The organism is Paraburkholderia sp. D15 (genome assembly GCF_029910215.1).
Lineage (GTDB): Bacteria > Pseudomonadota > Gammaproteobacteria > Burkholderiales > Burkholderiaceae > Paraburkholderia.
Window position 1 is genome coordinate 402,228 of the sequence record NZ_CP110396.1, and the last position, 14,575, is coordinate 416,802.

At 65.9% G+C, this 14,575-nt stretch carries 11 protein-coding genes and 1 pseudogene; 5 read left to right on the top strand and 7 right to left on the bottom strand.

Features of this window, described 5'->3' with window-relative positions; genetic code table 11:
• Positions 1 to 303: 303 nt before the first annotated feature.
• The 7 genes and pseudogenes from hutH to LFL96_RS21525 all read right to left on the bottom strand — a co-directional run.
• Positions 304 to 1,818, bottom strand: a pseudogene (hutH, locus tag LFL96_RS21495) (histidine ammonia-lyase); the annotation flags it as partial.
• A gap of 17 nt (positions 1,819 to 1,835) precedes the next feature.
• Complete coding sequence (locus LFL96_RS21500; RefSeq protein ID WP_281002726.1) at positions 1,836 to 2,627, bottom strand: ATP-binding cassette domain-containing protein; 792 nt, start codon at positions 2,625 to 2,627, stop codon at positions 1,836 to 1,838.
• A gap of 47 nt (positions 2,628 to 2,674) precedes the next feature.
• Entirely contained in the window at positions 2,675 to 3,430 is a 756-nt protein-coding gene (locus LFL96_RS21505) for an ABC transporter permease subunit (RefSeq protein ID WP_281002727.1), read from the bottom strand.
• A 14-nt stretch (positions 3,431 to 3,444) separates the two neighbouring features.
• Positions 3,445 to 4,167 carry an ABC transporter permease subunit gene (locus LFL96_RS21510; RefSeq protein ID WP_281002728.1) on the bottom strand — a complete coding sequence of 241 codons (723 nt, stop codon included), beginning with the start codon at positions 4,165 to 4,167 and terminating at the stop codon, positions 3,445 to 3,447.
• A 94-nt stretch (positions 4,168 to 4,261) separates the two neighbouring features.
• Positions 4,262 to 5,122: a transporter substrate-binding domain-containing protein gene (locus LFL96_RS21515; protein ID WP_281002729.1), complete on the bottom strand. Its 861-nt coding sequence runs from the start codon at positions 5,120 to 5,122 to the stop codon at positions 4,262 to 4,264.
• A 305-nt stretch (positions 5,123 to 5,427) separates the two neighbouring features.
• A complete protein-coding gene (locus LFL96_RS21520) occupies positions 5,428 to 6,108 on the bottom strand; it encodes an isoprenylcysteine carboxylmethyltransferase family protein (RefSeq protein ID WP_281002730.1) in 681 nt (226 codons plus the stop codon).
• Positions 6,109 to 6,169: 61 nt separating this feature from the next.
• On the bottom strand, positions 6,170 to 7,036 hold the full coding sequence (locus LFL96_RS21525) for an arylamine N-acetyltransferase (RefSeq protein ID WP_281002731.1): 867 nt from the start codon (positions 7,034 to 7,036) through the stop codon (positions 6,170 to 6,172).
• A 511-nt stretch (positions 7,037 to 7,547) separates the two neighbouring features.
• Here LFL96_RS21525 and LFL96_RS21530 point away from each other — a divergent pair.
• From LFL96_RS21530 to LFL96_RS21550, 5 genes are all read left to right on the top strand, one after another.
• Complete coding sequence (locus tag LFL96_RS21530; protein WP_281002732.1) at positions 7,548 to 9,071, top strand: carbohydrate porin; 1,524 nt, start codon at positions 7,548 to 7,550, stop codon at positions 9,069 to 9,071.
• Between the two features lie 100 nt (positions 9,072 to 9,171).
• Complete coding sequence (locus LFL96_RS21535) at positions 9,172 to 10,323, top strand: hypothetical protein (protein ID WP_281002733.1); 1,152 nt, start codon at positions 9,172 to 9,174, stop codon at positions 10,321 to 10,323.
• A gap of 37 nt (positions 10,324 to 10,360) precedes the next feature.
• Complete coding sequence (locus tag LFL96_RS21540) at positions 10,361 to 11,800, top strand: Dyp-type peroxidase (protein ID WP_281002734.1); 1,440 nt, start codon at positions 10,361 to 10,363, stop codon at positions 11,798 to 11,800.
• A gap of 133 nt (positions 11,801 to 11,933) precedes the next feature.
• Positions 11,934 to 12,965 (top strand): iron ABC transporter substrate-binding protein, encoded by a 1,032-nt coding sequence (locus LFL96_RS21545; RefSeq protein ID WP_281002735.1) that lies wholly within the window; start codon positions 11,934 to 11,936, stop codon positions 12,963 to 12,965.
• A complete protein-coding gene (locus tag LFL96_RS21550; RefSeq protein ID WP_281002736.1) occupies positions 12,966 to 14,570 on the top strand; it encodes an iron ABC transporter permease in 1,605 nt (534 codons plus the stop codon).
• Positions 14,571 to 14,575: the final 5 nt, after the last annotated feature.

Consider the following 14,575-nt stretch of genomic DNA (forward strand, 5'->3'; position numbering starts at 1 on the left):
AAGTCCCGCGAACGGGACGCCTCGGCCGGCATGCAAGCGGATAGCCCGCACCCGGCCTTGTCTCCATCAAGCGGTGCGCGCGGCGAGCCGTGCGTCTTCGGGTGTGGGCTGCGCGAGGTTCGCGGCGGCCGCGTTTGCAATCGCGCCTGTAACTTCGTTGGTAATCTCGCCGGCAACCTCGCCCGCAATCTCGCCGGCAACGTTGGCGGCGTTCGCCGCTTCGCGCGGCTCGCCCTGCTGCGTCAGATTGCCGGCGGTTGCGGGCACAACCCGGTCCGCGCCGTTCAGCGCCCCGACCGGACGGGGCCTCATCTTACCAGGGTTCGGCAGCGGCGGCGGCATCTCGTCGGCGAGCAGGCGGAACGCGACGCTCATGTCGTGCGCGAGCGGCCGGTCGTCGCGATAGGTCGGCACCACGCGCCGCACGCGTTGCCACAGCGCTTCCGTATGCGGCGCGCGCGGCGCGTCGATACGTTGCAGGTCGTACGCCTGGGCCGCCGCCAGCAATTCGATCGCGACGATGCGCCCGGCGTTGTCGACGATTTCGAGTGCCTTCAAGGCCGCCGGCGTCGCGTGGCACAGATGGTCTTCCTGCAACGCGGACGTGATGCCGCCGTCGAGACTCGCGGGCAGCGCGAGACGCCGGTTCTGCGCGACCAGCGAGGCCGCCGTGTACTGCGCGATCATGAAGCCGGAACAGGTGCCGCCGGGCTCCGCGAGAAACGCCGGCAAGCCGCTCACCAGCGGATTGACGAGGCGATCCAGGCGCCGCTCGGCCATCGCGGCGACCTGGGCGATCGCGGTGGAGAGGCTGTCCATCGCCAGCGCGATCGATGCGCCCACCGCGTGCGCCTGCGAATACACCCGCGGCGCATCCGGCGTACCGGCGACGATCGGGTTATCGGTGATCGACGCGAGTTCGCGATTGACCACGTCGGCGGTCGCGGCGAGCACGTCGCGCGCGGCGCCGTGCACGTGCGGAATGGTCCGCATGCTGAGCGGGTCCTGGGTGCGCTGGCCGATCACCGACGCGAGAATGCCGCTGTCGGCGAGCGCCGCGCGCATCCGTTCGCCGACCTGATTCAATCCAGGCGAAATGCGCAGCGCGAGCGAATCTTCGTCGAACGCGGCGAGCTGGCCGTGCAGATTCTCGAAGCTCATCGCCGCGACCATGTCGGTCCAGTCGAGCAGACGCGCGGCGCGCGCCAGCGCGAGCGCGGCGAGACCCGTCACGCACGGCGTGCCGTTGACGAGACTCAAGCCCTCCTTCGCTTCCAGCACCAGCGGTTCGAGACCGAGCCGTTGCAGCGCATCGCGGCCCGTGAGCCGTTCGCCGCGATAGCGCACATGCCCTTCGCCGATGCACACCAGCGCGATGTGAGCCATATGACTCAGATAACCGACCGAGCCGAACGCCGGCACTTCCGGCAAACAATCGGCATCGAGCAGGCTGACCAGCTGGTCCACGACTTCGAGGCGCACGCCCGAATGGCCGTGCGCGAAGTTATTCACCGCCGCGGCCATGATCGCGCGCGTCTCGGCGACGCCGAGCGGCACGCCGACGCCGACCGCGTGGCTCATCAGAATATTGCGCGACAGCGTGCGCTGTTCGGACGGCGACACGATCACATCGCACAGCGCGCCGACGCCGGTGTTCACGCCGTACGCGCGAATCCCGCGTTCGACGATCTGCTCGACGAGTACGCGCGCCGCCGCGATGCGCGCGCGGGCCCCGGTGGACAGTTCGAGCGGCTCGCCGGCGGCGACTGCCGCCACCTGAGCCCAGTCGAGAGGACGATCGGAACGGATCACGGCCATGGTTGCGCTCTCTTCGATCAGTGGGTGGTGCGGTCCTGATGGCTCGACACGAATTGCCGGAAGCGTTCCGACTTGCAGTCGACGAACACTTCGTCCGGCGTGCCGTCCGCTTCCACCTGCCCTTGATGCAGGAACATCACGCGATTCGATACGTGGCGCGCGAAACCCATTTCGTGCGTGACGACCAGCATCGTGCGGCCTTCCTCGGCGAGCGAGCGCATCACGCGCAGCACTTCGCCGACCAGTTCCGGATCGAGCGCCGAGGTCGGCTCGTCGAACAGCATCACCTTCGGATGCATTGCCAGGGCACGCGCAATCGCCACGCGCTGCTGCTGACCGCCCGACAGATGAGCGGGATAGTGGTCGCGCTTTTCCGCGAGGCCGACTTTCGCGAGCAGCGCCTCGGCCTCCTCGACCGATTCCGCGCGGCTGCGCTTCTGCACGCGCATCGGTCCTTCGATCAGGTTCTCCAGCACCGTCATGTGCGACCAGAGATTGAAGTTCTGGAACACCATGCCGAGTTGCGAGCGCACCCGGTCCACCTGACGGCGATCGCTCGGTTGCAGTTTGCCGTCGCCGCGACGCTTCATCTTCAGCTCTTCGCCGCCGAGCGCGACCGAGCCGTCGTCCGGCGTTTCGAGCAGATTCAGGCAGCGCAGAAACGTGCTCTTGCCCGAGCCGCTCGCGCCGAGAATCGAAATCACGTCGCCCTGATGCGCGTCGAGCGAAATGCCCTTGAGCACGTGGTGCTCGCCGAACGACTTATGAATGTTCCTGACCGACAGTGCGACGGGTGCCGTAGCGTTCATCAAAATTCTCCAGTTTCATCCGGTTCATGCGGGATCGCGGCGCGCGCTCAGGACGCGGCGCGGCGTGTTTCGGTCGTGGCGGATACCGTGCGGTCCGCGGCACTTTGCGTCGGCGCGGCGCGCAGATGGCGCGACAAACGCGTTTCCAGCAAGCCGAGCAAACGCACGATCACGAAGTTCAGGAACAGATAGATCAGCGCGGCGCAGATAAAGACTTCGGTCGTGCGGTAGGTCTGCTGGATGATCTGCTGCGCGACGCCGGTCACTTCCCACACGGTGACCAGACTCGCGAGCGCGGTCGACTTGACCAGCAGCACCGCCTCGGTCGAATACGCAGGCAGACACTGGCGCAACGCGATCGGCCCGATCACGCGACGCAGCAGCGCGAAACCCGACAGCCCGATCGAATAGCCCGCCTCGATCTGCCCGACCGGCACGGCCATCAACCCGCCGCGAATGATCTCGGCGGTATAGCCCGCCGTGCACAGCGCGAGCGACAGCACCGCGCACATATACGGCTCGCGCAGCACGGGCCACAGAAAACTCTCGCGGATCACGCCGAACTGCCCCATCCCGTAGTACACGAGGAACATCTGGATCAGCAGCGGCGAACCGCGAAACACGAGGATGTAAGCGCGCGCGAAGCGGTTCGGCAGCCAGTGCGGCGACACGCGCATCGTGACGATCACGAGCGACAGCAGGCCGCCCAGGATCAATGAACAGAAGAACAGCCCGAGCGTGGTCGGCACGGCGGCCAGCAACTGCCTGAGCGTGTCGAGCAGAAAAGCGGAATCGAAGGTCATGATGGCCGTCCCGGTCAGTTACGCGCGAAGTTGCGCTTGAAGGACCGGCCCACGCGCGCCTCGGCGTGATTGAAGACCCGGTTCGAGATGCTGGTCATCAGCAGATACAGCGCGCCGCCCACCACGAAGAACGTGAAGTACTGATGCGTGGAGCCGGCCGCCACCTGGCTCGTGCGCAGCAGTTCGGCGAGACCCGTCACCGAGATCAGCGCCGAATCCTTCAGGCTCAACTGCCAGACGTTGCCGATGCCCGGCAGCGCGAAACGCAGCACCTGCGGAATCAGGATGCGGCGCGCCATGGTCAGCGTCGGCATGCCGATCGAACGCGCGGCTTCGAGTTCGCCGCGCGACACCGCCAGCACCGCCGCGCGATACACCTCGGCCTGATAGGCGCCCGAGATCATGCCGACCGCCAGCGCGCCGATCACGAACGGCGGCACGCCGACGAAACCGTCCGCGCCGAACCACTGCCCCACCGTCGTCACCAGCGTCGAGCCGCCGAAGTAGAACAGGTAGATCACGAGCAGTTCGGGCACGCCGCGAAACACCGTGGTGTAGATGTCGCCGATCACGCGCAGCGAGCGCCAGCGCGACAGTTTCGCCGCCGCCACCAGCGCGCCGAATACCGCGCCGACCGCGAGCGCCGCGAGCGTCAGCGCGACCGTCATCAAGGCCGCGAGCAGCAGCACGCCGCCCCAGCCGTCCTGGCCGAAGCCGAGCATCTGTATCAGTGCCATTCCCTACCCCTCATCCGTTACGACGGAGCGAAACCGTGGGCGCGCGGCGTGCGTTCGCCGCGTATCGCGCGCGCCCACTCACGCACTTGACGCATCAAGGCGTGACGTCGGTCTTGAACCACTTGGTGGAGAGCTTCTTGACGGTGCCGTCGGCGAGCGCCGCGCTGATCGCGGTGTCGAACTTCGCCTTCAGGTCGGCGTCCTGCTTGCGGAACGCGAGGCCTTCGCCCGGCCCCCAGATCGGGCCGCCGATCTTCGGACCAGCCATCGAGATCGACGCGGTTTCCTTCTTGTCGATGTTGGCGGCGTAGTAGGTCACGTCGTCGAACGACGCGTCGATGCGGCCGTTCGCCAGGTCGAGATCGCGCTCGGGCGAAGTCTTGTAGACGCGGATCGTGGCGATGTCCTTGAAGCCGTCGTTGATGAACTTCGTGTAGACCGTGCCCGATTGAATGCCGATGGTGCGGCCCTTCAGTTGCTTGCGCAGCGCGTCGACGGTCGGCTGGTCGGCTTTCGGATCGCCCGACAGCTTGACGACGCCAGCGCCCGGCGCGGCTTTCGGCAGCACCTTGGTATCGGCCACCGCGAAGGTGGCCGGCGTGGCCGCGTACGGCTTCGAGAAGGCGATGATTTTTTCACGCTCCGGCGTGATCGAGATCGCGTCCATCAGGACGTCGAACTTGCCCGCCTGCAAGCCCGGAATCATGCCGTCCCAGTCCTGCGCGACGAGATTGCATTGCAGCTTGATGCGCTCGCACAGATTCGCGACCAGTTCCGGTTCGAAGCCACCCAGCTTGCCGCCCGGCAAGGTCAGGTTCCACGGCGCGTAACCGCCTTCCAGCGCGATCGTCACCGTCTTCCAGTCCTTGGCCTCGGCCGGTGCCGAAAACATGGCCGCGGCGCCGAGCACGGCGCCGATCAATGCTGTTGCTAACGTCGTGCGCTTCACTTTCACGTCGAAACTCCTTGGATTGAGGAAACCGTCGAACCGAATGTTTTAACCAACGCCGAATTTGTATAGACAAGCTTGCACGAGTCAAAAAGCGGTCGCAAGGGCTGACGCATAAAAATGCGCGAATCATCGGGTAAGCCCCTAGAAATGGCTTGCCATGGGGCTTCGCGGGGTTCCATGGAGTGGAACATTTGTTACGGGAAGATTGTGACGCGCGTGACAAGCGCATCAGCGCGGTGCATTTTGTCTAGACAGGTTCGTGCGTAATGAACCAGAAGGGGGCGAGGAAACAGACGCCGGTGCGCGCGCTACCAGATGCGCGGCACGAACCGGTAGCGCACGCGCGCCGCGTAGTCGGTATAGCCGTCGAGTTGGGCGCGCAGCACGCCCTCTTCCTTCACCGCGCGCCAGCCGATGCCGGCCACCATCACCGGCACGCACGCAAGCCCCCACCACGAGCCGAGCAGCAAGGGCGTACCGACGAACAGAAACAGCGCGGCGCAATACATCGGGTGACGCACATACGCGTAGGGACCGCTATCGATCACCTTGTGGCCGCGACCCGTCTGGATCTTCACGACCGGCGCGGCATAGCTGTTGGCGCGAAACACCGCGCGACACATCAGCAGACAGACGACGATGCACAGCGACCCCAGGCTCATGAGGGCCACGGGAAACGGCGGCGACCAGTGAAAGCGCATCGCGTCGAGCGCCATCACCACCAGCCACACGCACCACGCGACCGACACGCCCACCATGAACACCCGGTCCCAGCGGCTTTGCTGTGTCTGCACGATCGGCGCGAGCCGTTCGGCGAGGAGACCCGGATCGTGACGCGAGAGCCACAACCCGATCCACAGACTCAACGCGCCCACCTCGATCAGATACCACCAGGCGGCCGGCCACGCGAACGTGCCGGCCACGCCGAACAACAACGCGCCCATGCCCGCGAGCCAGACGACCGTTTGCAGAATGAGGCGTTTGATCATGGCGGCGGGTGGAATAGTTAGCGGGAGGCGCAGGGGCGATCGCGCCGTGACCGGGCTGTCGTCAAACCGCGCCGCCGTTTTCGTTTTCGTTTTCGGTGGCCGCTTGCGGCGTACGCACGCGGTTGAATACGTCGACGAGATCGATGTCGCCGGTATTCAGCCCGAAACGCTCGCGCAGACACGCGGCAAACTCGTCCGCGTTCGTGAGCTGGTGTTGCCTGACGATCTCGCCGCTGCCGCTGCGTTCGTTCAGGTGATCGTTGAGCAGCGTGAGCCGCGCGCCGTCGATCACGCGGCAGACGATCAGATTGCTCGCGAAGATCGCTTCGGGCGAGGTGGACGTGTACCAGTTCGACGTCTCATAGTCGATCCACTCGACCGGTTGCAGATCGATCCGGTAGACCCGCGCCCAGCTCTCGTCGCGCGATTGCACTTCGAGGAAGAGCGCGTTGCGCGATGCATCCGCGAGACGGAACGTGCCGAGCGGCGTGGCTTGCGCGAGCCCCACGGTCAGACGCAGCGGCGCGGTCAACGTGACGCTGCCGAAGCCGACGTCGGCGATCCACGGCTCGTCGTCGATGTCGACGCGCAGCACCATGTGCGAGCGCGGCGTGATCGCGTCGGGCTCGCGGCCCCACACCACTCGCCCGATCAGCGGCGTGACCTTGAAGCCGAGTTGCATCAGCACGTCGGCGAACAACGCGTTCTGCTCGAAGCAATAACCGCCGCGACGGTCGGTGACGAGCTTGCGCTCGACCGATTCGAGATCGAGCTTCACCGGACGGCGCGTGAACGGATTCAGACTCTCGAACGGGATCGCGCGCGGATGCAGCCCATGCAATGCCCGCAGCACGTCAAGCGTGGCCGCGCGCGGACCGTCGTAGCCAATGCGCGCGAAGTAGTTGTCCAGACTCACGGTATGCGACATCGATCTCTTCCAGATAAGGTTGAAGCAATCGGCGGCGACAGCGCGATCGACGCAGCCGGCCGCCATCCCGGCAGACGATCATAGCCGCTTTCATTGACCCTTCGACACTTGGGTGTTTTGCCGTCGCGCGCCAGGTTTACGTCGTGTCCGCGCAACAGACGCGCGAGGATCGCGAGCTTTGATCTTCCGCAAGCGGTATCGGTCTCGATGCCGTTAATAAATCCCAGGCAAAGCGCATTGAATAGACCACATCAATACATTTTTATTACGTTTAAATTTATTTTTCATTACGCACAAATAGCCGTTAATAGCAGTCCGTAAAGATCGACGTTACATGTCAGTAATATTGATGCGAATCGTTCTCATTTGTGTTGACGCACCTATTTCGCATGCGTACGATCTCGCCATCTGCCTTGCCTGGCGTCGCGAACCGGCATCGCAATCGCGGTGGAGACAGCTCTGTCCTGCCGAGGTGCTCCGATCAGTCGATACAACACAAATAAGGATTTCGATGAAGTTCGCCCAACTCAACGGACCCGCTGTTCAAGCGCGTCCGCTTCGCGATTTCGCCTTGAGCGCCGGCGCGCTTCGCCGTTCGCGCATGCCCGCCATGCGACGCGTCGCGCTTTGCACCGCATTTGCGTGGACCTCGCTGACCGCCGGCGTGACGATGGCTGCCGCCAATCCCGATGCCACGCCCGAAGCGCCCGAAGCCGACCTGAACATTCAGGCAACCCAGACCAATCAGTGGACCGGTTTCTGGAACCGCCAGCAAATGCTCGGCGACATCGGCGGTCTGCGCCCGTGGCTCGGCAAGTACGGCGTGACGCTGCAACTCACCGAGACCAGCGAAGTGCTGTCGAATCTGCGTGGCGGCCTCGCACGCGGCGCGGACTACGACGGCCTCACCACCGCCACCGTGCAGATGGATACGCAGAAGGCCTTCGGTCTGCCGGGCGGTCTGTTCAACGTCAGCGCGCTGCAGATTCACGGCGCGAACCTCAGCGCGAACAAGCTCGGCACGTTGAACACGGCAAGCGGCATCGAAGCGCAGGACACCACCCGCCTGTGGGAGTTGTGGTATCAGCAGTCGTTCCTGAACAAGCGCATCGACGTGAAGGTCGGTCAGCAAAGTATCGACCAGGAATTCATCACCAGCACGAACTCCGCGCTGTTCGTCAACACGATGTTCGGCTGGCCCGCGCTGCCCTCGTACGACATGCCGTCGGGCGGCCCGGCCTATCCGCTGTCCGATCTCGGCGTGCGCGTGCGCGGCCAGATCACGCCGACGTTGACCGCGCTGGCCGGCGTATTCGACGGCGATCCGCTCGGCAACAACCCGAACAACAAGAGCGGCACCAACTTCAACCTGCACAACGGCACGCTGTTCATCGGCGAGTTGCAGTACGCGCTGAACCAGCCTTCCGACGGCGAAATGGTCGGCATGGGCGGCGGCGGTCTGCCGGGCACGTATAAGGTCGGCGTCTGGTACAACAACGGCAGCTTCGCCGACCAGCGTTTCGACAACACCGGCCTGTCGCTCGCGAACCCGGCCTCGAGCGGCGTCGCGCAGAATCACCATGGCGACTACAGCTTCTACGCCGTGGCCGACCAGATGATCTGGCGCCCGGACCCGGACGAGCCGCGCAGCCTGAACGTGTTCGCGCGCGTGATGGGCGCGCCCGGCGACCGCAATCTGGTGAGCGTGGCGGCGAACGTCGGCGTCGTGCTGAAGGCGCCGTTCGCGGGCCGCGACAACGACAGCGCCGGTATCGCGCTGACGTACATCAAGATCGGTAACCACGCCAACGGCCTCGACCAGGACAATCTGGCATTCAGCGGCGGCCCGTACGGCGTGCGCACCAGCGAAACCACGCTGGAAGCCACCTATCAGTATCAGGTCAATCCGTGGTGGCAGTTGCAGGCGGACGCGCAATACACGTTCAACGCCGGCGCCGGCCAGAACCCGAGCGACCCGACGCAGCCGCTGCGCAATACGTTCGTCGTCGGCGTGCGCACCAACATCACGTTCTGATGCCGCTCGCGCCCAACTTACACGCTACCTATCCATCGAATCCCATGCTTTCGATCATGACCGCAAACTTCGCTTTGTGCGCCCGCACGGAGATCCAATCATGAAGCAACCCTCGCGCCTGTTTTCGCCGCGCGCCGCGCGGGCCCTGATCGCCACCGCCGCGGGCGCCGTCGCGCTCGCCGCCGCCGGCACCGCGCTCGCCGAGCCGCAAGGTTTCCTCGAAACCATCAAGCACCACACCACGCTGATCAACACCGTGCCGGGCAACGGCGACCAGAACCCGTACGCGGTCGTGGTCGCACCGGTCAGCGCGGGCACCGTCAAGAAGGGCGACGTGCTGGTGGGCAACTTCAACAACTCGACCAACCTGCAGGGCACCGGCAGCACGATCATCAACTACCATCCGGACACCAAGGAAATGACGGTGTTCGCGACGGTGCCGCGCGATCTGAAGGCATGCCCGGGCGGCATCGGCCTGTCGACCGCGATGACCATGCTGAAATCGGGCTACGTGATCGTCGGCAGCACGCCGAGCAATGACGGCACCACCGGCACCAAGGGCGCCGGCTGCCTGATCGTGATCGATCCGCAAGGCAAGGTCGCTTCGACCATCACCAGCCCGAACATCAACGATCCGTGGGGCAACATGGCGGTCGTCGACAACGGTTCGAGCGCGACGCTGTTCGTCAGCAACGCCGGCTTCGGTGTGGGCGGCGCGGACGGCAATCCGCCGGTATTCAAGCAGGCCACCGTGCTGCGTCTGGACCTCGACGTGCCGGCCGGCAAGCCGCCCGTCGTGAAGCAGGAAACCGTGGTGGGCAGCGGCTTCGGCGCACAGGCCGACAAGGGCGTGTTCCTCGTCGGGCCGACCGGCCTCGCGCTGTCGGGCGACCAGAAACTGCTGTACGTGTCCGACGCGATCGGCAACCGCGTGACCGAGATCGACGAACCGATGACGCGCGACACCAGCGCCGGCGTCGGCCGCCAGCTGACCGCCGACGGCCTGCTGCACCGCCCGCTCGCGATGGTCACGGCGCCCAACGGCCACCTGCTGGTCACCAACGCGCTGAACGGCCAGATCGTCGAAATCGACCCGGCTACCGGCAGGCAGATTTACGCGCGCTGGATCGACACCGATAAGGCACAATCGCCCCCGGGCAATGGCGACCTGTTCGGTCTCGCCCTGACGCCGGAAGGCGACGGTTTCTACTATGTCCAGGACGACGTGAACACGTTGGTCCTCGCGAAGTAAGCAAAACACCACGCAGCGAATTGAAGGTGAAGTAGCCATGGCACACGATCAACCCCCGCGGCCCTCACGGCGCGGTTTTCTGAAGGCGGGCGGCGCCGCGGTGGCCGCCGGCGCGAGTCTCGGCGCGGCGCAAACCGCCCAGGCCGCGCTCGCCAGAACGCCGGCGCACAGCGCCGACCCACAGCAGCAGGTCGAACCGTTCTACGGTTTGCATCAAGGCGGCATCGTCACGCCGCAGCAGAGCCACACGTACGTGGCCGCGCTCGATCTGACGACCGCCAAACGCGAAGACGTGATCGCGTTGCTGCGCGCCTGGACCGAGGCCGCCGCGCGCATGACGCAGGGCAATACGGCCGCGCCCTTGCCTGCCGCTGCTACCACGGGCGCCGCGGCGAAATCCGCGCAGTCCGGCGGTAAGGGCGACGCCGGTGGCACGAGTGGCGCGAGCGCCGATGTCGCGATGAGCACCAGCCCCGACGCCGGCGACAACTACGCGAACGCCGGCAACTACAGCCAGACCAACACCAAGGCCGCGCCGGATTCCGGCGACATCCTCGGTCTCGGTCCGTGCGGCCTGACGATCACGTTCGGCTTCGGCCCGGGTCTGTTCACCAAGGACGGCAAGGACCGCTACGGCCTCGCCGCGCGCCGCCCCGCCGCGCTCGTCGATCTGCCGCGCTTTAACGGCGATCAGCTGATCGAGCAGAAGACCGGCGGCGACCTGTTCATCCAGGCCTGCGCGAACGACCAGCAGGTCGCGTTTCACGCGGTCCGGCAACTGGCGCGTCTGGCCAACGGCACCGCGGTGATGCGCTGGGGCCAGTCCGGTTTCCTGTCGGGTCCGCGCGGTCAGACGCCGCGCAATCTGATGGGCTTCAAGGACGGCACCAACAACCCGTCCACCGCGAAGCCGCAGTTGATGAACCAGTTCGTGTGGGCCGGCGCCACCGCCGACGCACCGTGGATGGAAGGCGGCACCTACACCGTGGTACGGCGCATCCGCATCACGCTCGAACACTGGGACAACACCGAGGTGGACTTCCAGGAGCAGGTGTTCGGCCGTCACAAGTACAGCGGCGCGCCGATCGGCAAGAAGAACGAGTTCGACGCGGTCGACCTGAAGGAAGAAGACAAGGACGGCAATCCGGTGATTCCGGAGAACTCGCACGTGCGTCTGTCGAATCAGGCGAGCAACAACGGCGCGCAGATTCTGCGCCGTTCGTATTCGTACAACGACGGCACGAACTTCTACATCGAGCGCTGGCCGCCATGGCGTCAGGAAACGGAATACGACGCGGGGCTGATTTTCGTCGCTCACCAGAGCGACCCGCGTACCGGCTTCATTCCGATCAACGACAGGCTCGCGAAGTTCGACCTGATGAACCAGTTCACGACCCACGTCGGCAGCGCGGTGTTCGCGGTGCCGCCGGGGGCGAAGCCGGGTTCGTATATCGGCGCGGGGCTGTTCGAGGCTTGACGCCTCCACGTCGTGCTACGCAATGCAATGCGGTGAGCCGGCGGCCTTCGGGCCGTCGTGCGGAACACACGGAAAACGTAGAACACGCAGCATCGGCAGATCAACAACACCATCACCAACGGAACACAGGATCATGGCTCAAACTGGGTTTGGCACGCGCCTGCGCCTCATCGGCAGCGCGGTGGCGCTCTCGCTCGCCGCTTTCGCAACGTTGCCCTCGGCGGCGCAAGCCGCGTCGATCACGCTCTACAACGCGCAGCACGAACAGGTCGTGAACCTGCTCGCGAAAGACTTCGAAAAGCAGTCGGGCATCTCGGTGAAGATCCGCAACGGCGAAGGCCCGGCGATGGCCGCGCAGATCGTCGCGGAAGGCTCGGCGACGCCGGCCGACGTGTACTTCACGGAAAACTCGCCCGAGCTGATGCTGCTCGAGGAGAAGGGTCTGCTGAGCAAGGTGGACAGCGCGACGCTCGCCACCGTGCCGGCGCGCTTCAGCTCGCCGGCGGGCGATTGGGTCGGCGTGACGGCGCGTGAAAACGTGCTGGCCTACAACACCACCAAGCTGCAGGCATCGCAACTGCCGCAATCGCTGTTCGATCTGGCCAGGCCGGAATGGAAGGGCAAGGTCGGCATCGCGCCGAGCGACGGCGACTTCCTGCCGCTGGTGAGCGCCGTGCTCGCGTTGAAGGGCGAAGCGCAAACGGTGCAGTGGCTCAAGGGCCTGAAAGCCAACGCGCAACTCTTCGACGACGACGAAGGCGTGGTGGCCGCCGTCAATCGCGGCGCGGTCGCGACCGGTCTGATCAACAACTACTACTGGGCGCGCCTGCACGCCGAAATCGGCGACGGCAAGACCCGCAGCGCGCTCTATCACTTCGGCAACGGCGACGCCGGCGCCGCGGTCAACGTGTCGGGCGCGGCCGTGCTGAAGTCCGCGCACAACGCGGACGGCGCGCAGAAGTTCCTCGCGTATCTGGTCAGCGACCGCGCGCAGCAACTGATGGCGAACAGCCACGTGATGTTCGAATATCCGCTGCACGCAGGCGTCGCGCCGGACCCGATCCTCAAGCCGTTCGCTGAACTGAAGCCGCCCGCGCTCACCGTCGAGCAGCTCGGCGACGACAGCCAGGCCGGCAAACTGCTTCGTCAGGCGGGTCTGCTGTAAATGAGCGAAGCCTTGTCAGCCGGGCCACCGGCTGTAACGACCCGCACGGCGCGCAGACGATTGCGCGCGCCGCGCGGTTTGTTCGCGGCAGCAGCACTCAGCGCTTTGCTGGTGCTGCTGCCGATTGCGTTTACGTTCTGGCGTGCGGCGAGCTTCGGCGCGAGTGAGGCGGTCGATCTGATCTTCCGTCCGCTGGTCGGCGAACTGCTGGTCAACACGGTGCTGATCACGGTCGCGACCACGCTGGCCTCGGCGGTGATCGGCACGGCGGCCGCGTGGTTCGTCGAGCGCACCCATCTGCCGGGGCGCCGGCTGTGGGCCGTGCTGACCGCTGCACCGCTCGCGATGCCGGCCTTCATCACGAGCTATGCGTGGGTGTCGTTGAGCCAGGATCTGCAGGACTTCAACGGCGCGCTGCTGGTGCTGACCTGCGCGTATTTCCCGCTCGTCTATCTGCCGGTGGCCGCCGCGTTGCGCGGCATGGACCCGGCGCTCGAGGAAAGCGCCCGCGCGCTCGGCTGCAACCGCTGGACCAGCTTCGTGCGCGTGGTGCTGCCGCAATTGCGGCCGGCGCTGCTCGGCGGCATGCTGCTGGTCGCGCTCGGCGTGCTGTCCGAATTCGGCGCATTCACGCTGCTGCGCTTTCACACCTTCACCACGCAGATCTACGCGGAATTCCGTACCAGTTTCGATGGCGGCGGCGCGTCGCTGCTCGCCTGTCTGCTGATCGTGATCTGCCTCGTCGTACTCGCGTTCGAGTTTCGCGTGCGCGGCGCGGCGCGTTACGAGCGCGTCGATCGCGGCACCCGGCGCGCCGTGTTGCGCTACGACCTCGGCACGTGGCGCTGGATCGTCGTGGCCGGCTTCGCGCTGCTGACGGTGACCACGCTAGGCGTGCCGCTCGGCATGATCGGCTACTGGCTCACGCAGCCGGGCGCGGCCGCCGTCACGCCGGCCGACGTGTCGCCCGAACTGCTGTTCAACGCGACCCTGTCGTCGCTCGGTTTCGGCCTCGCCGCCGCCGCGCTGACCACCCTGCTGGTGATTCCGCTCGCGTTCCTGCTGGTGCGCTATCCGGGCCGTTTCGCGACGCTGTTCGAGCGCACCGTGTTTCTCGCGCAGGGCGTGCCGGGTCTGGTGATCGCGCTGGCGATCGTGTCGCTCGCGGTGCATGCGCTGCAACCGCTGTATCAGAGCGCGACGCTGCTGGTGGTCGCGTACGCGATGCTGTTCATGCCGCTCGCGCTGGTCAGCGTGCGCGCCGCCTTCCTCCAGGCGCAGCCGCGCCTCGAGGAAACCGCGCGGGCGCTCGGCCTGAGCTGGACGCAAACGCTGTTTCGCGTGGTGTTGCCGCTCGCGGGTCCAGGGCTCGGCGCCGCCGCCGCGATGGTGTTCATCTCGGTCGTCACCGAACTGAACGCGACGCTGCTGCTCTCGCCGCTCGACACGCAGACGCTCGCCACCCAGGTCTGGGCCGACACCTCGACGATGGCGTTCGCCGCCGCCGCGCCCTACGCGGCGTTGCTGACCGGCATTTCGCTGTTCGCGTCGGGCCTGCTGTTCGCGCTGCTCGGCAGATCGGCGCTGCTCGGCGAACGCGGCTGATGCGC

What these genes read in the sequence shown, in the direction of transcription:
- LFL96_RS21500 (WP_281002726.1), bottom strand. Translation starts at nt 2,627, where the DNA reads ATGAACGCTACGGCACCCGTCGCACTGTCGGTCAGGAACATTCATAAG.
- LFL96_RS21505 (WP_281002727.1), bottom strand. Translation starts at nt 3,430, where the DNA reads ATGACCTTCGATTCCGCTTTTCTGCTCGACACGCTCAGGCAGTTGCTG.
- LFL96_RS21510 (WP_281002728.1), bottom strand. Translation starts at nt 4,167, where the DNA reads ATGGCACTGATACAGATGCTCGGCTTCGGCCAGGACGGCTGGGGCGGC.
- LFL96_RS21520 (WP_281002730.1), bottom strand. Translation starts at nt 6,108, where the DNA reads ATGATCAAACGCCTCATTCTGCAAACGGTCGTCTGGCTCGCGGGCATG.
- LFL96_RS21525 (WP_281002731.1), bottom strand. Translation starts at nt 7,036, where the DNA reads ATGTCGCATACCGTGAGTCTGGACAACTACTTCGCGCGCATTGGCTAC.
- LFL96_RS21530 (WP_281002732.1), top strand. Translation starts at nt 7,548, where the DNA reads ATGAAGTTCGCCCAACTCAACGGACCCGCTGTTCAAGCGCGTCCGCTT.
- LFL96_RS21535 (WP_281002733.1), top strand. Translation starts at nt 9,172, where the DNA reads ATGAAGCAACCCTCGCGCCTGTTTTCGCCGCGCGCCGCGCGGGCCCTG.
- LFL96_RS21540 (WP_281002734.1), top strand. Translation starts at nt 10,361, where the DNA reads ATGGCACACGATCAACCCCCGCGGCCCTCACGGCGCGGTTTTCTGAAG.
- LFL96_RS21545 (WP_281002735.1), top strand. Translation starts at nt 11,934, where the DNA reads ATGGCTCAAACTGGGTTTGGCACGCGCCTGCGCCTCATCGGCAGCGCG.
- LFL96_RS21550 (WP_281002736.1), top strand. Translation starts at nt 12,966, where the DNA reads ATGAGCGAAGCCTTGTCAGCCGGGCCACCGGCTGTAACGACCCGCACG.